Genomic DNA, 25,180 nt, shown 5'->3' with positions numbered 1-25,180 from the left:
AAAAGGTTTTTGCTAAAATAATAAATTATTAACCAGTATTAATTTTTAATAAAGTGATAAAAAAGCGTACTTTTAAAAGAGTATTTTTACACGAAATGACACACGAATTTAAAGAAATAATACAACAAGCCTCTATAAATCAACAACAAGGCATACAAAATATTTTAGCAACGGTTGTAGATTTAGATGGCTCTTCTTACAGAAAACCAGGAGTTAGAATGTTACTATCTTCTAATGGAAAAATAATCGGTGCTATTAGCGGTGGTTGTGTTGAAAAAGAAATACAACGTAGAGCACAATCTGTTTTTGAAAACAACAAACCAAAAATAGTGACCTATGATGGTCGTTACCGTTTAGGTTGTGAGGGAATATTGTATGTTCTTTTAGAACCCTTTTATCTTTCAACTGAATTTATTGATGCTTTTTCTAAAAATAGTAAAGAAAGAAGACCATATGATATTATATCTTTTTTTCAAAAAGAAGATGAAGCACACGGAGATTTCGGTTCCATAATTCAGTTTAACAATCAACAAATATTTACTTTCAGCAAAGAGTTTAATACTGAAAAAACAGGTCAGTTAGCTAATTTTAAACAAACTTTACAACCACTATTTCGTTTGCTTATTATTGGCGGAGAGCACGATGCTGTAAAACTATGTACACTAGCCACTCAGTTAGGCTGGGAAGTCGATGTAATTACCTCTATAAAAGATCCAAAAGAATTAATCGATTTTCCCGGAGCTAAATCGGTAGTTGCACAAACTCCAGAATTAATTCAACTTTCTCAAGTAAATAACAATACTGCTATTGTTATTATGAATCATAATTTCACTTACGATTTACGTTGGCTTATTAAATTACAAGAACAAAATCCTATTTATATAGGTATTTTAGGTGCTGCTAAACGACGAGAAAAACTATTTAACGAACTGTTTGAATTTTCACCCGGTATTACTGATGAATTTTTAGATAAAATTCATACTCCCGCTGGATTAAATATTGGAGCAGAAACTCCAGAAGAAATTGCTTTATCAATCTTAGCAGAAATACTATCCGTAATTCGTAACAAAGAAGTTTTTTCTCTAAAAAAGATTACTGGACGAATCCATGAATAAATAGATGCAAAAAACAGCAATTCTCATATTAGCTGCTGGAAGTGCTTCTCGAATGGGAAAAATAAAGCAACTGCTTCCTTATAAAAACACTACGTTACTGGAATGGACTATTGAACAAGCTCAAAAATCGACCATAAAAAATGTGTTTTGCGTATTGGGGGCTAATAAAGACGCCATTGAAAAGAAACTTACAACAAATGCTATTATAACAATATATAATCCAAAACACCAAGATGGTTTAAGTACTAGCATTATAAAGGGTATTGAGTTTTTACAAGAACATAACTTTGATAATGCTCTAATAATGCTAGCCGATCAGCCTCATGTTACTTCAGAGTATTTAAACTCCTTAATTAAAGTTTCAAAAAGAAATCCTTCTAAAATAATTACTTCCAATTATCAAGGAAGTGTTGGAGTTCCTGCCGTATTTCCAAAAGAATATTTTAATAAGTTACTAAACTTAAAAGGTGATAAAGGAGCTAAAAATTTTCTATTACAACATGACGATAATATTTTCAAAGTGAACTCCTCTTTAAACTTACTAGATATTGATACTCCTGAAGATTATCAGTATTTATTAAAACAGTAATTTTACTCTAAAAAGCCTTATTTTTACATAACTAAAAAATAAGACATGAACTTTACCAAGTTTTGCATGTATCTAACTATAATTGTTGTAGTTAGTGCTTGTGCATCCTATAAAGCTAAGTACGCAGATAAGACTTCACCAAAAACAATTCAAATAAATAAAGAATTGTTACACTCCTTTTATTTAATTGGAGACGCTGGTAATGCCGAAATGGGACAAACAACTCCTACCTTAACTTATTTTCAAAAAGAATTAACCAAAGCTCCTAAAAAATCAACTACGTTATTTTTAGGAGATAACATTTACCCTTACGGAATACCAAGTAAAGAACACAAAGATAGAGCCTTGGCAGAGCATCGTTTACAAACACAAATTGACGCTCTGAAAGACTTTAAAGGAAATACAATTTTTATTCCTGGAAATCACGACTGGTATAATGGTGTTGATGGCTTAAAAGAGCAGGAGCGATTGGTTGAAAAAGCTTTAGGTAAAAACTCCTTTTTACCTGAAGGTGGTTGTGGACTAGACAAAGTAAAAATTAACGATGACCTTACTTTAATTCTTATTGATAGTCGTTGGTTTATTATGAACTGGGACAAAGAGCCAAAAATGAACGATAACTGCGACATTAAAACTCGTGAACACTTTATTCAAGAGCTTTCTAGTTTATTTAAAAAAAATAGATATAAAAATGTTGTAGTAGCTGTACACCATCCTTTATATAGTAATGGTCCACATGGAGGAAGTTTTTCTGTAAAAGATCACATGAGTCCACTACCTGTTCTAGGTACTTTAAAAAATGCGTTACGTTCACACGTAGGTATACAAACCGATATTTTTAATAAAAGTTATAGTGACTTTGTTACTCAAATACAAACAGTATCTAATGATTTCACAGACAATGTTGTATTTGTTTCTGGTCACGATCACAACTTACAATATATAGAACAAGACGGGTTTAAACAAGTAATTAGTGGCTCGGGTTCAAAGCAATCAGCTGCTTTGGTTGGTTATGGAGCTCAATTTACCTATGGTAATCATGGATATGCTAAATTAAATTACTACAAAGATGGTTCAGCTGTTATTGAATACTATGCTGCCAATACCACAGATGGTCACAAACTTTTATTCAGTAAAGAAATTGTAAAACCAAAACAAACAAAAAAATATACTAGCTTTCCTGAATACGAAGAGCATAAGAAATTTGTAGAAACCTCAATTTATCCTCCAGAATCCACAGAGGTTAGTGGTTTTCATAAATTTATGTGGGGAGATTTAAACAGAGATAAGTACGGAAAAACAGTAAGAGTTCCTGTTTTGGAGTTAGAGAATGTCTATGGAGGCTTAACTCCTATCAGAAGAGGTGGTGGTAACCAAACCAATTCGTTACGATTAGAAAACCCTGATGGTAAACAATACGTGTTACGCTCAATGGTTAAAGATGGAAGTCGTATTATGGGTGGTATTCTAAAAGGAACATTTTTAGTTGATGTAGTTCAAGATATTTTTACCATGTCGCACCCATATGCTGCTTTTGTTCTTCCTGATATGGCAGAATCCGTAAATATTTACCATACCAACCCCAAATTATACTACATGCCTAAGCAACCCGCTTTAGGTAAGCATAACGACATCTTTGGCGGACAGTTATACTTGTTAGAAGAACGACCTGCTGATGACCGTAGTGAATTAGACAACTTTGGAAATTCAGACGATATTATTAGCACATTTGATGTGTTAGAAAAAATTAGAAAAAACGGTAAGCACTCTATCGACCAAGAATGGGTAATTCGCTCTCGCTTATTTGATATGGTTATTGGTGACTGGGATAGACATGAAGATCAATGGCGATGGGCTTCTTTTAAAACCAAAGATGGTAAAAAATATTATCGCCCAATTCCAAGAGATAGAGACCAACCTTTTTCTAAGTTTGATGGAGTTATGATTCCGCTTTTTCAACAGTTTGCACCCTTAGTAAGAAATATGCAAACTTTTGACAACGATATCAAAAACATGAAATGGTACAACAATTATGCTCGCTTTTTTGATACTGCTTTTTTAAATGAATTAACACTCGATGAATGGAATAAACAAGCTGAGTACATTCAACAACATTTAACTGATGAAGTAATTGAAAAATCAATCCAACAATTACCAAAGGTTATTTATGATATTGATGGAAAAGAAACCATTGCTAAAATTAAAGCTCGAAGAGATAAATTAAAAAAAATTGCTAAACGTTATTATACCAAACTAAACAAAGTTGTACATGTAGTTGGTACAGATAAAGACGATAAATTCATTATTAAACGTTTAAATGATGAAGAAACTAGCGTTGTTGTTTTAAGAAAAGATAATGAAATTTATAACCGTGTTTTCAAAACAAAAGAAACCAAAGAAATACAACTTTATGGTTTAAATGGAGATGATGAGTTTTTAATTTCTGGTGATGTACATGATGGTATTTTACTACGAATTATAGGGGGACAGAATCACGATGTATACACTGATAAATCATCTGTTGCAGGTTGGGGAAAGAAGACTAAAATCTACGATTTTAAATCAAAGAAAAATACAATAAACCCTAGTTCTGAAACTGCGGATTTACGTTCAAATAGTTACTTCAAAAACACCTATGATGCGCATGACATTAACAACAACACTACTGTTGTTTATCCGAGCTTAGGTAGCAATCCAGATGACGGTTTCTTTTTTGGTGCTTCGGTTACACATACACAACAAGGCTTTAAAAAACAACCCTTCGCTAGCCAACACACACTAGCGGCAAACTACTATTCTTCAACTAGTGGCTACGATTTAGAATACAATGGTGAATTTACAGAGTTAATTGGCAATTGGAGCTTACACTTACGTGCCAAAGCTACTAGCGATAACTATTCCTTTAATTTCTTTGGATGGGGAAATGAAAGTATTTACGACCAAAGTTTCAATTTGGATCATTATCGTGTTAAAAAAGAAGAAATTAGTTTTTCTCCTTCTTTATTAAAGCGCTTACGAGGTGGAAGTATCTTTAAAATTTCAGGTCTTTTTGAGGCTATTGAGATTGAAGATACACCTGGTAGATTTATTAATAATTTTGACAATCAACCTACAGCTATTTTTGATACTAATTATTTTTGGGGAGGTGAATTAAACTTTAATCACAACCGAGTAGACAATAGTAGTTTTCCTACCAAAGGTATGAACTTCGATTTAGCTGTTGGGGCTAAAGCCAACTTAGACGATTTCGACAGACGCTTTGGTTACATTAAAAGTTCTTTGGCTATGTATCAAAACCTAGTATTCAACCGCTCATTAGTTTTTGCTTCTGAAGTTGGAACTCAAATTAATGTAGGGAATCGTTTTGAAATTTACCAAGCGGCTACTTTAGGCGGTGACCGTAATTTACGTGGTTTTAACAGAGAACGTTTTTCTGGAACCGAAAGTTTTTATCATAGTAACGATTTACGTTTACGTTTTGGACGTATTCATACAGGAGTTATTCCTATAAAAGTTGGTATTACTGGTGGTTTTGATTACGGTCGAATATGGTCTCCGTATTCACCTAATTCAACGAAATGGCATACTAGTTATGGTGGTTCTTTTTGGCTAAGCGGAATCGACTTATTCACAGCTAATATTTCATACTTTAGAGGAACTTCTCAAGAAGACAGGGTCGCTTTTAGTATTGGTTTTTCTTTTTAATTCTTAAAAAACATGACACAACAAATTGTATTAATTACAGGAACTTTATTTGGTATGCTTGCTGTAATATTTGGAGCTTTTGGAGCACATGCCTTAAAGAAAATTTTAACCGAGGAACAACTAAAATCATTTGAAACGGGTGTAAAATATCAAATGTATCATGCACTCGTTTTATTATTCGTTGGAAGTTATTTTGACGCACCTAGCTCAGCAGTATATTACGCTTTTCTAATTGGAATTATACTGTTTTCCTTTAGCATTTATGGTTTAGTATTATCTGGCGCTAAAGGTAAAAAAATGACCTTTTTAGGTCCTATTACTCCTTTAGGAGGTCTACTACTTATTGTTGGATGGGTTCTTTTAATATATAACATAAGCCAAACCATACACAGTTAAATATGTATAGTTTGGCTAGCATGGTAAACAAAAATTATGTTATTAATCAACGCCTTGTGCGTCACTGATAATTCTATCAATAAATTCAGTTTTTATATATAGTTGCTTTGCTAAGTTATATAGCACCTCAACTTCTGAAGCATCTATGCTTCCATCCGCATAAGAAATAATAGATAAATCTCTTAGAATATTTAATTTTTGCATCACAGAAATTACGATATCTAATTCTTTAGCCAAAGCTATAATTTCATCAATAATATCTTGCTCTGTTAATCCTTTAATAGTTAACATACACTGAGCAAAAACCGATGGAGACACCACACTACTCAACGCCTGTATTTCAGAATCATCCACAACGCCATCTGCCTTTGAAATCATATAACCACCTAAGAACATAAAACGTTGAATTTTTTCTGAATGCTCAGTTTCATTTCCTAAGTCTTCTGGTTCCATTAACGACATAATTCGTTGTATTTCTAGCTCCATCGCTTCCTCTGTTATTTCTCCTTTAACTTCAGGGTTGAATAACTCATACGTTTTACTCTTATTGAATAACTCTAAAGCTTTAATACGAAGTGGACTAAACGGGTGACTGCTATACCAATCTGACGGATCGTGTGTGTCATCATTTAAAACTTCTTCTAAATCTGAAAACTGATTGATATACTCGTTTAGTTTAAAATCTAAAGAATCAGAAGTTACTCCAGACGATAGCTTAAAGAATGTTCTCGCTGCTGCCTCAAAACTCTTACAGCATAATAAGCCAGCTCTATCTGCACTAATTTCAGCGTTACGATTCCATGCATATAACTTCATCGCATGAATTGGCGCTAAATCGTTTGCACCTTCGTCTAAAATATGTTTTACTGGATAATTAAAGTGTTCAAACAATACATGCCCTATTTCATGACCAATGACAAAAGCTAACTCGTCTTTTGTAAAACGTTCTAAAATTCCTGAAGTTAAAATAATATACAGTTTATCTTCATCTGGCGGATAACATGACGCATTGAATTTATCGTTCTGATACACAAAAAACTCAATATCAGCTTTCAATTTTAAAACCTCTTTACAATGTTCTCCAATTTCGTGAAGCACTGGAGCTAACATTTTTGTTAATCGTAAACTTGATTTCAACAAATGTCTTCTCGATTTAAAAACTGGATTGTTTTCTTTTATTCTTTCTAAGGTTTTTTGAATTAACTCATCTTCTTGAAACTCTAAAACGTAATCACGATCACCGTCATATACCAATGCGTTTAAGTCAATATCTGCTCTAGAATTATCATACACCTCTTGAATGTTTTCTGTTACATTTTTAAGGTTTAACTCGTTAATTTCTTCAATACGTTTAGTGTATTGTTCTGCTAATTCTTTAGCTACGTTTTGAAAATGAACACTTGCTTGGTGAATTAAATCGTTATCACCGTTCTGTTGTGCAAGATTCAAATCTTCCATCATCTTATTTTGCGCCTGAGTTAATGCGTCTTGATGCTCTTTTTCTAATTCTGATAGTGTGGTAGATTGATACATACTTTTTCTTTTTTTAAGCTCCTACAGGAACTGTTGAGTTAGACAACTTTAATAATCTTCCTTTTAGGTCAAAAATTCCTAAAATTTGATCTTCTCCTTTTTTAGCAACGATATTATTTCCTGATACCTCAACTTCATATCCTTTTTGAACTAAATAGCAAAACAATGCATGCTTATGTTCAAAATCCATACGAGTAGTTGTTTTTGAGAAGTGTGAACAAATTAAAGCAGGAATGTTTATCTCTTTTTCATCAACTATATCCGTATATAATAATACATACACAGTAAGCCCTTTAAAAGGTAATGGTGCATAACAACTTGCCTGATTTACTCCTGTTGCTACGAATGAGAAATAATGTCCTGGATCGTGTTCTGTTTCTATTTTTGAGGAAAGTAAGTCTTCTATTCCATGGCGTTCTCCTAGAGCTTTCATTTGTAATGAAGCTTCTAAAAATTGTTCTGGAATACCGCTTTGTTTATTTGCCCAAGCCCATAACCATGATTTTTCATTGTGAGAGTAGGTTCCTAATACCTGCATTTTAAAAGTTAAATCACCGTAGGTTACCGTTCCTTGAAGCATATCACAAGTCCAAGGTAAATCCTCAACAATATCTGCTAAGTTATCTTGCTTTTCAAAAGCTAAAGCTACATATTGGTTGTGCAACTGAGGTAAGCTCAACTTTATAGTGTTATCTACCTTCCCTCCTACAATATTATTTGGGTTTTCTGTACTTTCAACACTAGCTTCACTTCCTGCAAATTCTTCTAAATGAGTTTCTAAAAGGTGTACAATTCTTTCTGTTTTTTCTTCCACCTTATCTGCATTCATAATTGGGCTGTGATTAATAGTTAACACCCCATCTACAAAAGTGATTGCTCTTTCTAAATTGTGCTCGTTATTTTCATTAACAATTTTTACTTCTTTTAATCCATTTTTTAGCAATTCTCTCCCAATTTCATCAATGTTTACAGCTTTGATTGCTTCAATTAACGGTTGAAAATATATTTTTGGAAACGTATCATTGTAAAGGTGAGAAAACTTATCCTCTACCAACGTATCCCATGCTATGTTTAATGATACATTAAATCCTGCTTTATTGTTTATTTCCGCTTCTAATGCTGGAAATGATTCGTTTTTAAATGTTTGAACTGCTCTTTTTTCTTTAAGACCCATTTTTTAATAATTTTAGTATTCTACAATATTTCTTCTATCTTTTCAACAAAAAGATGCTCTAACTCTTTTGGTAGAGCTTTGGTAATTTCAATATCAATTTTTAATACATTTCCTTCTTTACTTACCTGCAATTTTTCTGTATTAGTAATAGCTACAGTTTTTATTTCTTTCCATGCAGCTAATCCCATTTCATCCTCTATTATTAATTGTTTTGCTTTTAACAAACTTGCAATAACATCTTTACTATTTAATCGAGCGTTTGCTTCTTGCAATACTGATTTTTCTAACGATAAGTTGATTGTTGCATCTAGCAACGATTCTTGCTCTACAATCCATCTTTTTAATTGTAAAGTACTTATGGGCTCCTCTCCTAACGGGCGACTGATACTTCCTTTAGATAAAGAAACAGCTATTTTTTTAGGGTGTTTAATTCGTAAAACGGATACTTCTTGGAGGTCGAAAAACAATACTTCTTGTTCTTCGGTTTTCATACACACAAATGTTTGGTATTCTTCCTTAGCAACATCAACCACAAAACCTTCTATATAAACTCCATTTTTTAATGACAAAGCAACTTTTAGTTGTTTCTTTTCATTAAACATATCTTGAATTATAGCCGCTGGCGATTGCGCTTTAAATTGATTGATATAATCTGTTTCCATAGCAATTTTTATTTTTTGTTATATCTTATTAGACTATAAGTTGTTTTCTAATAAATCAACAAGTGCATCTGTTCTGTCTTGAACTTTATCTGCGTTTAAAATTGGGCTATGGTTTACTTGTAAAACTCCTTCTTCAAAAGTATAAGCATGCGTTGGGTTGTGGTGATCGTCTTTGTTGGTAATAACCACTTTCTTTAACGATTCTGCTAATGCTTCTTTTCCCATATCATCAGTTGCTATGGCTGAAAAAGCATCAATAAGTGGTTGGAAGTAAATTTTAGGGTAACTATCATCATATAAGTGTAAAAACTTATCTTCAAACATAGTGTCCCACTCTACATCTATTGTTACATCAAAACCTGCTGCATTGTTTATTTGTTCTTTTAATGCAGGATATTTTTCTTCTTGAAAAGCTTTTGTAAATCTTTTTTCTTTAAGTCCCATATGATTGTTTTTTTAAGGTTACTTTCTATTATTTACCTCAAAATTACAGGGAACTTTAGTACTCTTTTAATGAGTTTTATATGTGTTACTTTCTATTTTGTATTCGTATTAAAGTTCTCTAAAAACTGCTTTAAATACGTCTTCTTTCTTGATGATAAAGGAACGTTTTCACCACTTGATAATTTAACTGTATTGGCACTTACCGAAGCTAAATATTTTATATTGATTAAGTGAGATTGGTGTACCCTAGCAAAGGCGTGCGTGCTTAAAATATTTTCATAATACTTTAAGTTTCTAGCACTCATTATTTTTTTATCTGTAGTATAAAAAACGGTATAACTTCCATCAGATTGGCAACGTACAATATCATCTACATGCAAAAAATGTTGCTCTTCAGTAGTTTTAATAAGCAATGTTTTTTGAGCTTCTTTTTTATCTAATTCACTTATTTTATGTAGTGCTTGTGTATATTTTTTATCTTTTTCAAATTCAGTTCTAAAACGACCTATACAAGCATTTAACTCATCAGAATCTATAGGCTTTAATAAATAATCTACCGTATCAAACTTAATTGCTTTTATCGCAAACTCATCGTAAGCTGTGGTAAAAATCATTTTAAAGTTTATGGTTTCTAAAGCTTCTAATATTTGAAAAGCATTTCCACCAATCAACTCAATATCTATAAAAACCAAGTCTAGATTGTTGTTACTTAAAAAATCTATAGCTTCATCTACATTATCAATTTTAGCGACAATTTCTATATCTTTTTGCGTGTATTGCAACAGCTTTGTTAAAGTGTTTAGCGCATTAAACTCATCTTCTATTATAGCAGCCTTTATCATTTTATAACTTTAATTTAAATACAACTTTTGTTCCTGATGGGTTTCCATCATTATCGTGTAAATCTTCTATTGTAAAAGATTTTTCTTCCCCTTTATTTCTTATCTGTAGTCTTTCAATAAAAATATCGGTAGCGTGTAAATCTTTTGCTATTTTTTCTTGACTCTTTTTTTGTTCTCTTCCTACTCCGTTATCTTCTATTTCAAAAAACAGCTCTTGTGCTGTTTTTCGAATATTGAGACTCAATATTCCTCCTGATTTCTTTTCTTTCAAACCATATTCAATAGCATTTTCTACAAAAGGTTGTAATAGCATTGGAGGTACTTTTACTTGTTTTGTATCACAGTTTTCAGAAATATGTATGTGATAACTAAAACTATTGTTAAAGCGTAATTGCTGTGTATCTATATAGTTAGAAATCATAGCTAGTTCTTCTTCTAAACTAATTTCTTCTTTTCGAACATAATCAAAATTTTGTCGAATGAGTTTTGAAAACTTAGCTATATAGTTTGAAGATTTTACTGGGTTTCCTTCTAACGTTATGTTTTGTATCGCCGCTAAGGTGTTGAATATAAAGTGTGGATTCATTTGGGCTCTAAGCAATCGCTGTTCTAATTTAGATGCTTTATTGGCTGCTCTTAATTTATTATTATATCCAATAAACAATGCTATAATTAAAATAAGTACCAACGAAACAATTACACTAATTCCTAACCACCAATTTTGTTTATTTATTTCTTTTTGATGTGTTAACGCTATTTCTTTTTCTTTTATTTTATAGTTTACATTGGCAAAATGAAGTAGTTTTTTATTTTGTTTTTTATTTTTTACCACCTCAATACTATCTCGTATAATTTGATGGTTAAGTGCTACTTCATACTGTTTTTTAAGTATGGCTATTGATATTAATTTATCTCGTATTTCTACTTCTTCTGAAAGGTTGTTTTTACTTTTGTAGATTGACATTGCCTTATTATAATTCACTGCTGCCGAATCTAACCTATTCGTTACCAAAAAAAGGGTTCCTAATCCTTTATACGGAGCTCCGTTAATTGTTTTAATTTTTTGGTTAAGTTTTACTGCTCCTCGTAAGAACTTCTCCGATTCTTCAAAACGTTTTGCTTCCAAATACGTATATCCAATATTATTAAGAACACTTACAATCGTCTTAGGGTCTTTTGCAGACTCACCCAAAGCCAATGCCTCTGAAAATTGTTCTAGGGCTTTGTTATATTGCTTTAACATTAAATAGACACCTGCAATATTACTTTTAATTGCTATAATTGAATTAGGATCATTTGGATCGGTAAATAATTCTTCAGACCTTTTTATGTAAAACAATGCCTGTTCGTAGTCTTTTAATATAAAATGAAGATTGAATAGCTGATTATTTGCCTTGGCTTGTAACCTTGTATTTTTTATTTTTTTTCCTATTTCTAAAGCTTCTAATGCGTACTTCTGAGCCTCCTCTAGCTCATTTAATTTCATACAAGTAGCACTTAATGTTATTAAGCTCCTACCTTTATTATAATCGTCTTTTAGTTTTGTAAATAACCTATACGTTTCTAAATGAATATTTTTAGCCTCTACTAATTTATCGTTTAAGTAAAATAATTCTCCTTTACTAAATAATAATAGCGCTTCGTTTTTAGAATTTTGTTTCTTTTCTAATAAACTATCAATTTTTCTTAACCCTTCATTGGGTTTTTGCTGAGAAATGCTATCAATAGTATATAAATATTCTTGTAGTTTTTTATCTACTTTATTTTTCGTACAAGCTGCAAAAAAAACACAAATACTAATAGCGTATAAAAAGTTGGTTCTGGTTACCAAAAACATTTTCTGTAAAAAATTAAGCAACTAAAGTAGTTATATATTTTTATTCTGCCTTCATCTCATTCACTTTAACAAAGCACTTATAAAATTAACATCTACGCATACAAAACATTTATAAAACAAAAATCTATTTTCTAAGATATTTGACTAAAATAAAATGATAAAAATGAGTACAGTTGAAACTATAGAAGAAGTTATTAAAACAGGATCTTGTGATTTAACAAGTTTTGAAAAGATTGAAGAGATTTCTAAACCTAAAGTTAGTATTGATGGAGCCTACTTATTAATTTATAATTGGCCAGATGATCCTAGTGGTGCTAATACTACTATTCACGTTGATCTTACTTATTTGTTTATACATAACAACCAAGAATACAAAGCTATTACAAGAACTAAATTTTATGATTTTGATGTTGCTAAGTTTGAAAACTTACCTAAAAAATACTTTATAACCGAATATCATAAATTGGTAGAGCAGGCTTTAATGTTATCTAAACAAACAATAGAAGAGAAGCTTGAAGAACCTTTAAGCTCTGTTATTCCGTTTAGTTTTAGCCGAGAAGATTCCATTTTATTGGCTATAAATGCGGGTTATTCTAGGCAAATAGATTACGTGTAAGTATTTAAAAAAATACAATTCCCCTCCCCTTTTTCAGTTATCATTGCACATAGCTTTGGTAACTGTTTTTTTTAATCTTTTATTACAAATTCATATAGCTTGCTGTTTCCTCCTTTAGCGGCTTCATCAGTTATGTAAAGCGTTGTATTATTTTTAAAAGTAACCCCTTCTTTTTGAGAAACATGGTTAAATGAATACTCTTTTACATCTCCGCTAAAAAAATCATCTTCTTTAAAATTGGCATATACTAATACGGATTGATGTGTTAACAAAACTACTTTTTGTTTATCAGGAGATATTGCTGCTGCTGTAATTGCACAATGTAAAGCATCGCAGTTTGTATACTCGGAAATATATTTAGCAGTATACTCTCCTTTTGTTGCCGGAACTTTATACAACATTGTTTTACCTTGCTTATTTTTAACCCTACTTTTGGTAAAAATATACAGAAACCCATCTTTATAAATTAACGATTCTGCATCAAAAAAACGGTCTTTCTTTTTGGGCGGAAACTTAGTTTGATTGGGATATGAAAATTGTATTTTTTCTACCTCAACATTGTCTCCTTTTAGCAATTCTTCTTCCTTAATTTTTAGAATTACTAAGTTCTTTCTTTTGTTATTATTGTTACCAAAATCGGCGATGTATATGTTTCCATTGGTATCAGAAGTTATGTCTTCCCAATCGTGATTTTTTACTGCTAATGCTCTTTTTTGTAAAATTTTCCCTTGCGTACTAACTTTAAATAATTCCGCTGCATTACCACTGTCGTTATGCATCCATAGTACATTTAAGTCGTTACTTTTCTCTACTCCAGAAACTTCTTTTAAATCTTCCGATAAGTACGATACTAGCTTCAGTTGCCCATAATTGGTACAGCTGGTAATTAATAAAATGGTTAATAATAAAAGAACTAGCTTTTTCATATCATAAGTTTTGTAGCTGTAAAAATAAAAAGATTTATGTTAAAATTCTTTCTTCCGTCCGAAACACCTCATCTCTTTATAACACATGAATTCCTTTAACAAAAACAACATTATTTATAAAAAAACAAACTTTTTTTGATTAATAAACTTTCTATCTATACATTTGAAACATCAAAAGAGTACTTATTTAAAAAATTGCTAGCGTGCTTTTTTGAAAAATTGTAATCCAAAAAAAATATTCTCCCCCTGTGCTATGCTGTAGCTATTATTGCTATGGTCATGTTTTTGCTATGCAAAAAACATGAAAAAAAAAAGAAAATAATAAATTATGAAAGAAAACATTGCATTAGAAAAAACGCAACAAAAAGACTCCTGTCAAAAAATTACTACCTACAGTTTTACTGCTCATTACAATGAAATTAGCAGTAAAGAACAACCCTCAATTATAACGGAACCACAAGGTGTTAGATTACACTTTTTACGTTTTGGCTTGTTTGACTATAATGTAGACCATAAAACATCTACCTATCATTCACCTGACACACAAGAGTTTTATAATAGTATCTTTTTAGATCAAAATAAAAAACCGGCAATTGGTAAAGTAGTTAAAGAAAAAGAAACTAACAATACTACAAAAAACCACAATACTCAAAAAGTTACAATTCCTTTAGGTGAGGTAGTTCTTGAAAACACAATTAAACTCCCCAAACTTGAGAATTTTTATATAGCTAGAACCCCATTACGTTCAGGGTATGTATATATGATTAATGAGAAGAACCCAAAAGATGATTTTAAAGAATTTAAAGTTGATGAGTTTGGGATGTTTGAAGAAATTGAATGGGAAAGAAATAAAGAAGATGGAAAATATCTAGATATTCGTAAAGCTACAGGAAAAAAGTTAATGTATAAAATACTCCAATCTAACGAGCAAACATATTGTTTAGCTTATTCACCTGTACAATGGAGTGTTAAATACGTTAATGAAATTTTAACCAGTGCCGAAAAAAGAGCCGAACAATGTACCACTAAATTTGTGTGCAAAGGACTGCCCAAAAACAAAGAATCGAAAGATGCAGCTGTAACACATTATAAAGAAACCAGTATTGTTGTGCCTAATAGTCATCCTATGGCTCACAAATACAAAGATATTTTATACAGTATTGCAGCAGATGAAAAGCAACAAGAAAAAAGTGGAGATAACGAGTTACTTGAAGACCTCTTTATTACCTTAACTGACCCCATTGGTTGTGTCAATGATATTTGTTTTGGGGTACAAAGAGAAGTAACTAGACTCAAATCTATTGTTGCTGCATTAGAAACAGGAAACACAACAGAAAACGTTTTTAATCACTTATATTATAAGAAGAGTTTAACCAAACATTCAGAAAAACACATAAAGCAACATGTGTATTTACATCGTTTAGCACAAGCAACATATGATTTTGTATATAATGATAAAAAAAATATAGAAACATACGATTCTACTGATATTCCACTTTATGGTATTCCTTCATTAGGTAGAATTTTGCAAAAAATATCAACCGATAAAGAAGGTGTTAAGCGAGAGAAAGTAGAAAAAATATTAGCCGTTAAAGAACGTAAAGAACAACGAGAGATAATAAATAATTATCGAAACGATTTAGGTAATGTAATGCTTGCTGATTCTTATCAAAAAGCTAAAAAAAACTATTCTAATAGTATTGTTGATGTAATTGAAGATGGTAAAGAATTAACATTAGACCATTTTATTGTTTTAGGTGAATACCCTAATATTTATGACAATCATTTAGATTTGAATACAGTATTTAAACCTAACAAAGACAAATGGTTAAACTATATTAATAAAACGCTAGAAGATAAACCCGAAGTTTTTAAAAGCTCTGTAGAGTTACTCGAAAAAACAATTGATATTCATAACATGGCAAGGTTAAGCCTCGTAGGTAAAACATCAAGTGTTATGCGTAAAATGTTTAAAGCTTATGCTAAACACGGAGATTTTGAGCCTGGTTATGTTTCAAAAAAAATAAGTGGTAGAATTTCTTATTTTAGAAACAAAGGTGTACCAACATTTGTATTTAAACCTATTGCACAGTTTGACGAATTTCTTGTAAAAGAAGGTAAAGAACTTGCAAACAAACTCAATGGAGTAGATGTTAATCTTAAAAGGCACAAAAATAGTTGGCATTTAGAGTATGAACAGCGAATGAACCTTAAAACTACCGAACAATTTATAAAAGACGGTAAAGTAACCATAAACCTTAAAAACTTACCTAAACGCTTTGAAGCAGAAGCGATACGATTTAATGAATCAGGGGCACTAGCAGGTGTTATTTTAGTGGTAGAAAGTTTCTTTTTAATGGAAGCCATTAATAAATGGAGACAAGATAAAAGTGATGCTAATTTCAATAAACTAATTTTGTCAAGTGTTAAACTATCTGCTGCTTTAGGACGCCTTGCTAAAGATACTAAAGTATATGAAAAGGTATTAATTGGAAGAGAAGCTAAAATATTTAAAGTAACCGTAAGTGGCTTAACCATAGTAAGTTCATTTATCAGTGTTTTTAAAGGTTCTGCAAAAACTTATAATTCGTTTGTAAATCGTGATTATGATGCAATGCTTGTTAACTCGGGTATTGTAGGGCTTTCAGGAGTGTTTTTAGCGGCAGATATTTCTGCGGCTGTTGTAGAACTTGGCTTTTCAGGTTTTTTCGCTTTAGGTTTTGTGCCGGCACTTTTAATTGGTGGAGGAATTTTATTATTAGTGTATCTAAATCAAAAATATTTTACCGATACACAATTAGAGGCCTATTTTAAAAACTTTCCGTTAAGCGATTACACGCTGTTGCCAAAATACAATGAACTTTCTTATGATTACAAGCAACGCCTATTGGGTAATATTGAAAATGCTATTACGGGTGACCCTAATAAATACCAACAATTTAAAGACCTTGAAGTTGCTTTTGTAGAGTTAAGCGATTTATTTTTTGGTATGGTTATTCAGCGAGAAGCATTAGTATCACATGAAGAAGTAGAACGTATTATAAACAGACATTATAACTCAAAAGCAGATATCTTTAGTATTTTTTGCAATACTTTTAAAGCCAATATTTTTACAACAAGCGTTGTACAAAGCCCTGATGATTTAGATGTTAAAGCTTGGTATTATCCTTATGGTATTAAGGCTAATGGCAAGCGTGTTGAAATTGATACATTTCTCTTCGATTTTCCTAAACCTGACCCTTACAACTTTAGAAAAAACCAACCCATACCCAAATGTACTATCGAATTTCAAGTACCACAGGCATATCGTTATTACCCAAATAATAATAGTTATTTTTATTTTGGTGGGCATGAATATGCCAATGCAGAAATTTTATTAGCAGTTCGTGTAATAAACGATGTAGCAACGAATGATTATAGTCCTGCACCACTTAAAAACAAAGCACGTTATAAATTTATACATTTTACTATTGCGCAACAAGATATGGCTATTATGGTCAATACCTATAAATGGCTAAGTTATAAAACACACTTTGCACCCCATAAAAATAATAATACAAGCGTTAAACCGAATATACTAACTCACGAACAAGTTGCACATAAAAATACTATTTTTGAATTAGAATATTTACATCATATACATACTTACACCCCTAAAAATGAGTAAACATCACCAACCTTTTAAAATTTTAACTCAACCTACTTTGGTAAATGTAGAAAGAGTATATCCTAGTAGAAAATATGTTATTAAAGAAGCTAACGATAAGTTTTATAGAACAGATGAAATGACGTTACCAAAAGTATATGGTTTTTTTGGGTTACTTGGTATATTTATAGGTTCTTTTGGTTTAACTCTTAAAACTATTAGCTTTGGAAGCTATATTGCATATTATTCTCTAATTTTAATAGGTTCCTTTTTATTTATTTATCGTCTTACAGTTAAAAGCAAACATAAAGAATTGGTATTAGACAGGTTAAATGGTACTGTTAGTTACCCCGATTCGTTTTATGGAAAACCTTTACAAGGTAAGTTTTCAGAACTAAAAGCTGTAATCTCTATTAGTGGAGATATTGATGGTGCTCCAGGTGATGAAAAACTAAAGTTTGTAAATACCTTTAGACCTCGAAAAATAGATATTTTACGTACTATTAGTTACGATGACCCTTACCAAGAATGGAGCTTGTATGTCTGGTATATGGATAAAAACCGCCCCTTGCCACCGGGTACTGCTTTTGACCCATACAGACAACAAGACTTTGAGCGCAGAAAAGCATTAGGCTTTCCAAGACCTTTGTATAAAAGTACCATACCAACACCCGAATTTACGAAAGAACAACAAGCAGAGCGTAGGCGCATTGCAGGATGGTAAATAGTTGTAAAAAATGAGTAAACACCACCAACCTTTTAAAATTTTAACTCAAGCTACTTTGGTAAATGTAGAAGATGTTTACCCAAACAAAGGAGTGTTAGTTAAAGAAGCTACTGATAAGTTTTATAAAATAAATCAAATGGGACTACCAAAAGTATATGGTTTTTTTGGGTTACTTATACTAGGTTTTGGGTTAGTTCTTTTAAGATATGAACATATTGGATTTTGGGAATATTTTCAAACATATTCCTTAATTTTAATAGGTTCCTTTTTATTTATTTATCGTCTTACAGTTAAAAGCAAACATAAAGAGCTGGTATTAGACAGGTTAAATGGTACGGTTAGTTATCCTGATTTTTTTTATAGCAAACCTTTACAAGGTAAGTTTTCAGAACTAAAAGCGGTAATCTCTATTAGTGGAGATATTGATGGTGCACCAGGTGATGAAAAACTAAAGTTTGTAAATACCTTTAAAACTCGAAAAATAGATATTTTACGTACTATTAGTTACGATGACCCTTACCAAGAATGGAGCTTGTATGTCTGGTATATGGATAAAAACCGCCCCTTGCCACCGGGTACTGCTTTTGACCCATACAGACAACAAGACTTTGAGCGCAGAAAAGCATTAGGCTTTCCAAAACCATTGTATAAAAGTACTATACCAACACCTGAATTTACGAAAGAGCAACAAGCGGAGCGCAGACGCATTGCAGGATGGTAAATAGTTGTAAAAAATGAGTAAACACCACCAACCTTTTAAAATCTTAACTCAACCTACCTTGGTTAATAAAGAAGATGTTTTCCCAAACAAAGGAGTGTTAGTTAAAGAAGCTACTGATAAGTTTTATAAAGTAAATCAAATGGGACTACCAAAAGTATATGTTTTTTTTGGGTTACTTGGTATATTTTGTGGGATTTGGTTATTGAATAGTAATGATATAGATATTTATTACGGTTCTTTCTCTGTTTTGATGATATTAGTCGGTTCCTTTTTATTTCTTTATCGTCTTACAGTTAAAAGCAAACATAAAGAGTTGGTATTAGACAGGTTAAATGGTACGGTTAGTTATCCTGATTTTTTTTATAGCAAACCTTTACAAGGTAAGTTTTCAGAACTAAAAGCTGTAATCTCTATTAGTGGAGATATTGATGGTGCTCCAGGTGATGAAAAACTAAAGTTTGTAAATACCTTTAAACCTCGAAAAATAGATATTTTACGTACTATTAGTTACGATGACCCTTACCAAGAATGGAGCTTGTATGTCTGGTATATGGATAAAAACCGCCCCTTGCCACCGGGTACTGCTTTTGACCCATACAGACAGCAAGATTTTGAGCGCAGAAAAGCATTAGGCTTTCCAAGACCATTGTATAAAAGTACTATACCAACACCCGAATTTACAAAAGAACAACAAGCGGAGCGCAGACGCATGGCGGGATGGTAGTTTTTTTTACAAGAATATACTCTCGAAAACTTGTATTACATATTGAAGCGCATACAACACTTTCAGAAAATGAAGCCTACCCAACCTTACTTAATGAGATTGATGTGTTGGCTAAGCAATATAATTTGGTAGTAGATAACAGGTCTAAATCTAGTACTCCAACTACCGAAGAAGTATAACATTAGATGATTTCGTATTTCTTTTATAGCATACAAAAGGCTCCTGAATAATTCAGGAGCCTTTTAATATATTGGTAATGCTATGTAAACCTTGTACATTTTGAGTAAAATTTGTCAATTCGAGTGAATTTTGCGGGTAAAAACCCGTAAAATTAGTATCGAGAATAAAATTTTACATCTTAGATTGTTGTTCTCTATACGATTTTCTATCGAAAATCACTCGAACAGACATTCTTTCGGCTAAAAACTTCAAAAATGCACAACAGGTTATGTAATTATAAGGTTACTGTTTTTCCTATACTATTTGAATAGGTTTTGTTGGTAACAGTATCAACAAAGTTCCAGTCTGTTTGTATACCTGCTGCTGTTACTGTAAGTTTCATATAGCCTCTTTGAGAGAAATTACTGTATTGTAAATCGTCTATTAACAAGCCTAAAGCGCCTTCTAATTCTGTTGCAGATGCTCCTAAGTAAGTTTCTAATCCTGGTGATGATACTGAACTTGTAGCTACCTCTACGGCTACTTTTTCTCCAGAATTATCTTTTAAATCACTATACCACGCATTGTGAGTGTCTCCTGCCAGCACTACTACATTTTTACTTTTAAAGCTCGCTAAAATGCGTTCTCTCTCCATAAAATAACCATCCCAAGCATCTAAGTTATATGGTAATACGGTTTGTACTCTTGCTTTTTCTTCTGCTGTTAACGTAGGGTCGTTTTGTAAAACTCTTGTTTTAATCGTTACTAATTCTGTTATCGTTTTTTTAAATTGATTAAAAGTTGCTTCACTTGCCCCACCTGTTGCTGATGCTTCTGCCACCACTGTTGCTAACAGTGTTAATAATTCAGCAGGAACTAACATTTTTCCCATTAAAACTTGCTGTCCTATTAGTTGCCATGTACTATTGCTTGCTGCTAATTCACTTTCTAACCATCCTAATTGGGTAGTTCCTAAAAGGGTGCGTTGTGGGTTTAACCATGCTTGCTGAAAAGCCGCTGCATCAAACGCTCCTTTTTCATCATAATACGCTGAATACTCTAGTTGCTTATCTCTACCAACAATACGCGTATCTAACATAATTAAATCTATCAAACTTCCAATTTTCAAGTTTCTGTAAATAATTGAATTATCTACCAAATTCGTCATGTTAGGTAAGTATTCGCTATATGCTTTTAAGGCACTTTGTTTTCTTGAAGTATAGCTTCCTTCATTTTCTTGATGGTTTTCCGCTCCGTCTTTATACGCATCGTTAGTTACCTCATGGTCATCCCAAACACAAATAAAAGGTTTGGTTCTGTGCAATTCTTTTAATTGCCCGTCTGAACGGTATTGGCGGTAGCGGATACGATAATCGTCTAACGAAATAATTTCTCCTTTTGGTTCTGGTGTTCTAAACGAACCGTAAGTGTTCTCTCCGTATTCGTATATATAATCTCCTAGGTGGATGACAACATCTGCATCCGATTTTTTTATTTCTTCATATACGTTAAAGTAACCGTAGGCAAAGTTTGCACAAGATGCTACTGCTAGTTTTACTTCACTAATTGATTCGCTAAATGTTAGGGTTTCTCCTACCGGTGATGTTGCTTTATCGTCAACACTTACAAAACGGTAGTATAGTTTTTGTCCTGCATCTAAGTCTTTAATTTCAACAGCTACGGTAAAATCTCTTGAAGCGTCGGTAGTTACTTCTGCTTGACGAACAACCTCTTTAAAATTTTTGTCTTTTGCGAGTTGCCAAACTAAGGCTGCTGAAGCGTTTTGCGTGGTGTAACGAGTCCAGATAATAACTTGCGAGTTTGTGGGGTCAAAACTAGCAACTCCTTGCTCAAAGTTTTTCTCTGCTAAGTTATCTGGAATAGGTAGCTCATCAATATCATCATCTTTACAACTAATAAAGTTAGAGACTAAAAGTAGTCCTCCAGTTGCTAATAATGAGTTTCTTAAAAAGCTTCTTCTTTTAATGTTAGTCTTCATACATAGGGGTCTTTTAATTTCCCTGCATAAGTACTATTTCAACGTTGCTTTAACGTTAACTAACCTTTACCAAATAAATGAAGTTACTACCAGCCTCCTGTGGCTCCACCACCACCAAAGCCTCCGCCTCCGAAACCTCCGCCGAAGCCACCTCCGCCACCAAAGCCTCCTGACGATCCTCCACCGAAGCTTCCGCCGCCAAAACCACCTCTACCTGCGTTGCTTAAAATAATGGTTTCTAAAATACCTCTTGCTACATCCGATTTTCTATAACCTCTTCCTCCTCCACGGTTTCCTCTACTTCCGCTTGAAATAATGATAAAGAATACTACCAGAATGATGATAAAGATAATAAAGCTAAAGTCTGTTTTTTTAGATTGTTTTCTAGCACCTTTGTATTCACCACTCATTACTTTAAAAACAGCATCTACACCACTGTTTAACCCAGCGTAATAGTCACCTTGTTTAAAGTAAGGAATAATGTCGTACTCTATAATTTGTCGAGAAACATAATCTGTTAATAAATGTTCGGTTCCATAACCTGTCCGGATGGTTATTTTGCGATCGTCTTTTGCCAGTAACATGAACACTCCGTTATCCTGCTCTTTGCTTCCTCCTATTCCCCATTCATGCGCCCAATTGGTAGCTAAATACCCTATTTCTTCTCCTTCAGTAGATTTTATAATTGCTACTACTACTTGTGTTGAAGTAGTGTCGGCATATTTAATTAGCTTATTTTCTAAGCTTGCTTTTTGACTGGGTGATAAAAGATTGATATAATCGTAAACACTTGTTTGCTCTTTAGGTGTCTCAGGGATTTCAAATCCTTGTGAGAAAAGAGTGTGTCCACATAAAAATGCAATAAAAAAAAGAACAACTTTTACCTTCTGTAACTTGTTTGTTCTTTTATATAATGACGTTATATTTTTTATCATATTTCTTCCTTCTATGAAGGTTTTAGCCTTTTGAAATTTCGTTGCTCAGCTCATCTTCATCATCTGTAGTCCATGGAAAGTGAGCTTGTAATTCTTTTCCTGCTTTTAGCACACCATCTATAATTCCTTGTTTAAAGTTTCCTTGTTTAAACTGATTTTGGATGGCTTCTTTGGTTGTTTCCCAAAAGTTATCGGGAACTACGTTGTTAATACCTTCATCGCCAAAAATTACAAATTTATGATCGTCAACAGCGATGTACAATAACACACCATTTCGTTGTTGGGTATTAAACATTTTTAGCATTTGAAATACTTCTAGTGCTCGGTCGTAGTGAGAACCTTCCGTAGTTCTCTCTATATGTACACGAATTTCACCAGAAGTATTTCGCTCTGCTTGTCGAATAGCCTGAACGATTTCCTCTTCTTCTTTGGCAGTAAGAAAATCTTCTACGTTAGACATATTGTTAGAATTTAAAATCTACATCAGGCGCATTCTCTGAACCTGCATCAGCCTTGTAACGTGCCATTTCAGTTAAGTTAAACATCCCCGCTAGCAAGTTACCAGGAAACATTTTAATATGCTTGTTATATTTATTAACGCTTTCGTTATAACGATCACGTGCTACGTTAATTCTGTTTTCTGTTCCTTCTAACTGACTTTGTAATTCTAAAAAGTTTTTATTTGCTTTGATATCTGGATAACGCTCTACAGATACTAATAACTTAGATAAAGCTCCGCTTAACCCTGTTTGTGCTTGTTGAAATTGTGCCATTTTCTCTGGCGTTAAATCTCCTGCATTTATATTTACTGAGGTTGCTTTTGCTCTTGCGTTAATTACGTCTGTTAACGTGCTTTTTTCAAAATCGGCAGCTCCTTGTACCGTTTTTACTAAGTTGCCAATTAAGTCGTTTCTTCGTTGGTAAGAACTCTCTACATTAGACCATGTAGTTTTGGCGTCTTCTTGGTATGTTACTGCTGTATTATAAAATCCTTTTGCCCATGAATAAATTCCAAATACTAGAACTCCTATAATAATTAAAGGCACTAACCATTTTTTCATAATTCTTGATTTTTTGTAATTATAATTGATTTTTAATTTTAATTAATTCTGCTTTTACAGTTTCTAATCTACTAATAATTTCCTGATTATTTAAGACTCCTTCTGGGTTTTTCTTTAGTTTTTGTTTTGCGCCATCTAAGGTAAAACCTCTTTCTTTTACAAGGTTGTAAATAATTTTAAAGTTTTTTACGTCTTCTTGTGTAAACAATCGATCGCCTTTGGCATTTTTTTTAGGATTGATAATTTCAAACTCTTTATCCCAAAATCGTATAAGTGAACTATTCACCCCAAAAGCTTTAGCAACTTCTCCTATTTTATAATACCGTTTATCGGGTAAGTCTACATACATTTTTCACAGCTTGTTACGTGTTTAGTCATACGACTGACCTTTTTGTTGCGAAGCTTTTTGCATGGCTACAAATTCTTCTGGAGTTAAATCTCCGTAGTAATAGTAAATAGGATTTACAGGTCTACCATTTTTATGTACTTCGTAGTGTAAATGTGGTGCTGCAGAACGTCCTGTATTTCCTACATACCCTATTAAATCACCACGTTTTACTTTTTGTCCTTTCTTGGCAAGTATTTTACTCATGTGAGCATAAACAGTTTCGTAACCATATCCATGGTTTATGTAAACTACTTTACCAAAAGTAGAGCTTCTATGTGCTTTTTTTACAATACCGTTTCCTGATGCAAAAATTGGTGTACCCGTAGGTGCTGTAAAATCCATTCCATTATGCATACGCCACGACTTTAATATAGGGTGCAAACGCATACCATAACCTGATGCCATTCTTTTTAAATCTTGATTTTTTACTGGCTGAATAGCAGGTATTGAAGCCAACATTTTTTCTTTTTCTCTAGCTAGCTCAACAATTTCATCTAACGATTTAGATTGTACTACCATTTGCTTTGATAAAATATCTAACTCTTTTGTTACCTTTTTTACCATTGAGCTATTATCAAAACCATCTAAGTGTTTATACCTATTTACACCACCAAAACCTGCTTTTCGTTGCTCTTCTGGTATTGGACTTGCCTCAAAGTATGTTCTATAAATATTGTTATCTCTTTCTTGTAAATCGGTTAAGATTTGAGCACTTTCTTCCATTTTTTTAGAAAGCAACTCGTAATGTAATTTTAAGTTTTCTAATTCTCTCTTTTGAGCACGCTCTTTTGGAGACATTAAAAACTGGCTAAAACCTATAAAACCGAAAAAAGCAATTAATAAAAAACTAAGTAGTCCCAAGATAGTTTTCTTATATTTTTCACTTCTTTTAACCTCTATCTTTCTATATGATAAAGTGTCTGGGTCATAATAATATTTTACTTTTGCCATAATGCTAAATGTACTATTTTTGTGCTTTTT

At 32.4% G+C, this 25,180-nt stretch carries 23 protein-coding genes; 10 read left to right on the top strand and 13 right to left on the bottom strand.

The window, feature by feature from the left end:
- Positions 1–95: 95 nt before the first annotated feature.
- The 4 genes from ABHQ57_RS04525 to ABHQ57_RS04510 are packed head-to-tail and all read left to right on the top strand — an operon-like array spanning position 96 to position 5,805.
- Positions 96–1,115, top strand: a complete 1,020-nt coding sequence (locus ABHQ57_RS04525; protein ID WP_389862490.1) for an XdhC family protein — start codon at positions 96–98, stop codon at positions 1,113–1,115.
- 4 nt (positions 1,116–1,119) lie between these two features.
- A complete protein-coding gene (locus ABHQ57_RS04520) occupies positions 1,120–1,704 on the top strand; it encodes an NTP transferase domain-containing protein (RefSeq protein ID WP_167713052.1) in 585 nt (194 codons plus the stop codon).
- Between the two features lie 45 nt (positions 1,705–1,749).
- Entirely contained in the window at positions 1,750–5,409 is a 3,660-nt protein-coding gene (locus ABHQ57_RS04515) for a ShlB/FhaC/HecB family hemolysin secretion/activation protein (RefSeq protein ID WP_167713051.1), read from the top strand.
- Positions 5,410–5,421: 12 nt separating this feature from the next.
- Positions 5,422–5,805, top strand: coding sequence for a DUF423 domain-containing protein (locus ABHQ57_RS04510; protein WP_167713049.1), 384 nt, complete (start codon positions 5,422–5,424; stop codon positions 5,803–5,805).
- Positions 5,806–5,847: 42 nt separating this feature from the next.
- Here ABHQ57_RS04510 and ABHQ57_RS04505 read toward each other — a convergent pair whose 3' ends face one another.
- The 6 genes from ABHQ57_RS04505 to ABHQ57_RS04480 all read right to left on the bottom strand — a co-directional run bounded on the left by ABHQ57_RS04505 (position 5,848) and on the right by ABHQ57_RS04480 (position 12,297).
- Positions 5,848–7,338: a M48 family metallopeptidase gene (locus ABHQ57_RS04505; RefSeq protein ID WP_167713047.1), complete on the bottom strand. Its 1,491-nt coding sequence runs from the start codon at positions 7,336–7,338 to the stop codon at positions 5,848–5,850.
- Between the two features lie 13 nt (positions 7,339–7,351).
- Positions 7,352–8,512, bottom strand: a complete 1,161-nt coding sequence (locus ABHQ57_RS04500; protein ID WP_389862485.1) for a DUF6882 domain-containing protein — start codon at positions 8,510–8,512, stop codon at positions 7,352–7,354.
- Between the two features lie 20 nt (positions 8,513–8,532).
- The gene (locus ABHQ57_RS04495) at positions 8,533–9,174 is read right to left on the bottom strand and encodes a hypothetical protein (protein WP_167713044.1); all 642 of its coding nucleotides are present in this window, start codon (positions 9,172–9,174) and stop codon (positions 8,533–8,535) included.
- Between the two features lie 33 nt (positions 9,175–9,207).
- A complete protein-coding gene (locus tag ABHQ57_RS04490; RefSeq protein ID WP_073181980.1) occupies positions 9,208–9,618 on the bottom strand; it encodes a hypothetical protein in 411 nt (136 codons plus the stop codon).
- A gap of 92 nt (positions 9,619–9,710) precedes the next feature.
- Complete coding sequence (locus ABHQ57_RS04485) at positions 9,711–10,460, bottom strand: LytTR family DNA-binding domain-containing protein (RefSeq protein WP_047790718.1); 750 nt, start codon at positions 10,458–10,460, stop codon at positions 9,711–9,713.
- Between the two features lies 1 nt (position 10,461).
- Positions 10,462–12,297 carry a tetratricopeptide repeat protein gene (locus tag ABHQ57_RS04480; protein ID WP_167713042.1) on the bottom strand — a complete coding sequence of 612 codons (1,836 nt, stop codon included), beginning with the start codon at positions 12,295–12,297 and terminating at the stop codon, positions 10,462–10,464.
- Between the two features lie 163 nt (positions 12,298–12,460).
- Between ABHQ57_RS04480 and ABHQ57_RS04475 the strand changes: the two genes are divergently transcribed.
- Positions 12,461–12,913, top strand: coding sequence for a hypothetical protein (locus ABHQ57_RS04475; protein ID WP_167713041.1), 453 nt, complete (start codon positions 12,461–12,463; stop codon positions 12,911–12,913).
- A gap of 71 nt (positions 12,914–12,984) precedes the next feature.
- On the opposite strand, the gene ABHQ57_RS04470 is transcribed toward ABHQ57_RS04475, so the two are convergent.
- Positions 12,985–13,839 (bottom strand): SdiA-regulated domain-containing protein, encoded by an 855-nt coding sequence (locus ABHQ57_RS04470; protein ID WP_167713039.1) that lies wholly within the window; start codon positions 13,837–13,839, stop codon positions 12,985–12,987.
- Between the two features lie 328 nt (positions 13,840–14,167).
- Here ABHQ57_RS04470 and ABHQ57_RS04465 point away from each other — a divergent pair, with 328 nt between their 5' ends.
- The 5 genes from ABHQ57_RS04465 to ABHQ57_RS04445 are packed head-to-tail and all read left to right on the top strand — an operon-like array spanning position 14,168 to position 19,836.
- Entirely contained in the window at positions 14,168–17,506 is a 3,339-nt protein-coding gene (locus ABHQ57_RS04465) for a toxin VasX (protein WP_167713037.1), read from the top strand.
- A complete protein-coding gene (locus tag ABHQ57_RS04460; protein ID WP_167712333.1) occupies positions 17,499–18,209 on the top strand; it encodes a hypothetical protein in 711 nt (236 codons plus the stop codon). Before ABHQ57_RS04465 ends, ABHQ57_RS04460 begins: the two co-directional genes overlap by 8 nt.
- A gap of 13 nt (positions 18,210–18,222) precedes the next feature.
- Complete coding sequence (locus tag ABHQ57_RS04455) at positions 18,223–18,933, top strand: hypothetical protein (protein WP_389862477.1); 711 nt, start codon at positions 18,223–18,225, stop codon at positions 18,931–18,933.
- A 13-nt stretch (positions 18,934–18,946) separates the two neighbouring features.
- Positions 18,947–19,657, top strand: coding sequence for a hypothetical protein (locus tag ABHQ57_RS04450; protein ID WP_389862474.1), 711 nt, complete (start codon positions 18,947–18,949; stop codon positions 19,655–19,657).
- The gene (locus ABHQ57_RS04445) at positions 19,651–19,836 is read left to right on the top strand and encodes a hypothetical protein (protein WP_167713035.1); all 186 of its coding nucleotides are present in this window, start codon (positions 19,651–19,653) and stop codon (positions 19,834–19,836) included. Before ABHQ57_RS04450 ends, ABHQ57_RS04445 begins: the two co-directional genes overlap by 7 nt.
- Positions 19,837–20,111: 275 nt before the next feature.
- On the opposite strand, the gene ABHQ57_RS04440 is transcribed toward ABHQ57_RS04445, so the two are convergent.
- The 6 genes from ABHQ57_RS04440 to ABHQ57_RS04415 all read right to left on the bottom strand — a co-directional run bounded on the left by ABHQ57_RS04440 (position 20,112) and on the right by ABHQ57_RS04415 (position 25,150).
- On the bottom strand, positions 20,112–21,815 hold the full coding sequence (locus tag ABHQ57_RS04440) for an alkaline phosphatase (protein ID WP_167713033.1): 1,704 nt from the start codon (positions 21,813–21,815) through the stop codon (positions 20,112–20,114).
- 86 nt (positions 21,816–21,901) lie between these two features.
- The gene (locus tag ABHQ57_RS04435) at positions 21,902–22,750 is read right to left on the bottom strand and encodes a YgcG family protein (protein WP_167713031.1); all 849 of its coding nucleotides are present in this window, start codon (positions 22,748–22,750) and stop codon (positions 21,902–21,904) included.
- Between the two features lie 22 nt (positions 22,751–22,772).
- Positions 22,773–23,210, bottom strand: a complete 438-nt coding sequence (locus ABHQ57_RS04430) for a TPM domain-containing protein (RefSeq protein ID WP_073182014.1) — start codon at positions 23,208–23,210, stop codon at positions 22,773–22,775.
- A 4-nt stretch (positions 23,211–23,214) separates the two neighbouring features.
- Entirely contained in the window at positions 23,215–23,811 is a 597-nt protein-coding gene (locus ABHQ57_RS04425; RefSeq protein WP_073182016.1) for a LemA family protein, read from the bottom strand.
- 19 nt (positions 23,812–23,830) lie between these two features.
- Positions 23,831–24,160 (bottom strand): MerR family transcriptional regulator, encoded by a 330-nt coding sequence (locus ABHQ57_RS04420; protein WP_047790038.1) that lies wholly within the window; start codon positions 24,158–24,160, stop codon positions 23,831–23,833.
- Positions 24,161–24,181: 21 nt separating this feature from the next.
- Positions 24,182–25,150 (bottom strand): M23 family metallopeptidase, encoded by a 969-nt coding sequence (locus ABHQ57_RS04415; RefSeq protein ID WP_167713029.1) that lies wholly within the window; start codon positions 25,148–25,150, stop codon positions 24,182–24,184.
- Positions 25,151–25,180 lie beyond the last annotated feature (30 nt).

Origin of the sequence: Tenacibaculum sp. ZH5_bin.1 (assembly GCF_042865525.1) — a bacterium.
Lineage (GTDB): Bacteria > Bacteroidota > Bacteroidia > Flavobacteriales > Flavobacteriaceae > Polaribacter > Polaribacter mesophilus.
The sequence above is the reverse complement of the archived record's forward strand: the minus strand, read 5'-3'. Positions and strand labels throughout refer to the sequence as shown.

Bases quoted from the DNA above. Each gene is read 5' to 3' on its own strand.
- ABHQ57_RS04435 (WP_167713031.1), bottom strand. From the start codon at position 22,750: ATGATAAAAAATATAACGTCATTATATAAAAGAACAAACAAGTTACAG.
- ABHQ57_RS04425 (WP_073182016.1), bottom strand. From the start codon at position 23,811: ATGAAAAAATGGTTAGTGCCTTTAATTATTATAGGAGTTCTAGTATTT.
- ABHQ57_RS04500 (WP_389862485.1), bottom strand. From the start codon at position 8,512: ATGGGTCTTAAAGAAAAAAGAGCAGTTCAAACATTTAAAAACGAATCA.
- ABHQ57_RS04430 (WP_073182014.1), bottom strand. From the start codon at position 23,210: ATGTCTAACGTAGAAGATTTTCTTACTGCCAAAGAAGAAGAGGAAATC.
- ABHQ57_RS04515 (WP_167713051.1), top strand. From the start codon at position 1,750: ATGAACTTTACCAAGTTTTGCATGTATCTAACTATAATTGTTGTAGTT.
- ABHQ57_RS04505 (WP_167713047.1), bottom strand. From the start codon at position 7,338: ATGTATCAATCTACCACACTATCAGAATTAGAAAAAGAGCATCAAGAC.
- ABHQ57_RS04475 (WP_167713041.1), top strand. From the start codon at position 12,461: ATGAGTACAGTTGAAACTATAGAAGAAGTTATTAAAACAGGATCTTGT.
- ABHQ57_RS04460 (WP_167712333.1), top strand. From the start codon at position 17,499: ATGAGTAAACATCACCAACCTTTTAAAATTTTAACTCAACCTACTTTG.
- ABHQ57_RS04420 (WP_047790038.1), bottom strand. From the start codon at position 24,160: ATGTATGTAGACTTACCCGATAAACGGTATTATAAAATAGGAGAAGTT.
- ABHQ57_RS04480 (WP_167713042.1), bottom strand. From the start codon at position 12,297: ATGTTTTTGGTAACCAGAACCAACTTTTTATACGCTATTAGTATTTGT.
- ABHQ57_RS04445 (WP_167713035.1), top strand. From the start codon at position 19,651: ATGGTAGTTTTTTTTACAAGAATATACTCTCGAAAACTTGTATTACAT.
- ABHQ57_RS04525 (WP_389862490.1), top strand. From the start codon at position 96: ATGACACACGAATTTAAAGAAATAATACAACAAGCCTCTATAAATCAA.
- ABHQ57_RS04440 (WP_167713033.1), bottom strand. From the start codon at position 21,815: ATGAAGACTAACATTAAAAGAAGAAGCTTTTTAAGAAACTCATTATTA.
- ABHQ57_RS04510 (WP_167713049.1), top strand. From the start codon at position 5,422: ATGACACAACAAATTGTATTAATTACAGGAACTTTATTTGGTATGCTT.
- ABHQ57_RS04455 (WP_389862477.1), top strand. From the start codon at position 18,223: ATGAGTAAACACCACCAACCTTTTAAAATTTTAACTCAAGCTACTTTG.
- ABHQ57_RS04415 (WP_167713029.1), bottom strand. From the start codon at position 25,150: ATGGCAAAAGTAAAATATTATTATGACCCAGACACTTTATCATATAGA.
- ABHQ57_RS04470 (WP_167713039.1), bottom strand. From the start codon at position 13,839: ATGAAAAAGCTAGTTCTTTTATTATTAACCATTTTATTAATTACCAGC.
- ABHQ57_RS04495 (WP_167713044.1), bottom strand. From the start codon at position 9,174: ATGGAAACAGATTATATCAATCAATTTAAAGCGCAATCGCCAGCGGCT.
- ABHQ57_RS04485 (WP_047790718.1), bottom strand. From the start codon at position 10,460: ATGATAAAGGCTGCTATAATAGAAGATGAGTTTAATGCGCTAAACACT.
- ABHQ57_RS04450 (WP_389862474.1), top strand. From the start codon at position 18,947: ATGAGTAAACACCACCAACCTTTTAAAATCTTAACTCAACCTACCTTG.
- ABHQ57_RS04465 (WP_167713037.1), top strand. From the start codon at position 14,168: ATGAAAGAAAACATTGCATTAGAAAAAACGCAACAAAAAGACTCCTGT.
- ABHQ57_RS04490 (WP_073181980.1), bottom strand. From the start codon at position 9,618: ATGGGACTTAAAGAAAAAAGATTTACAAAAGCTTTTCAAGAAGAAAAA.
- ABHQ57_RS04520 (WP_167713052.1), top strand. From the start codon at position 1,120: ATGCAAAAAACAGCAATTCTCATATTAGCTGCTGGAAGTGCTTCTCGA.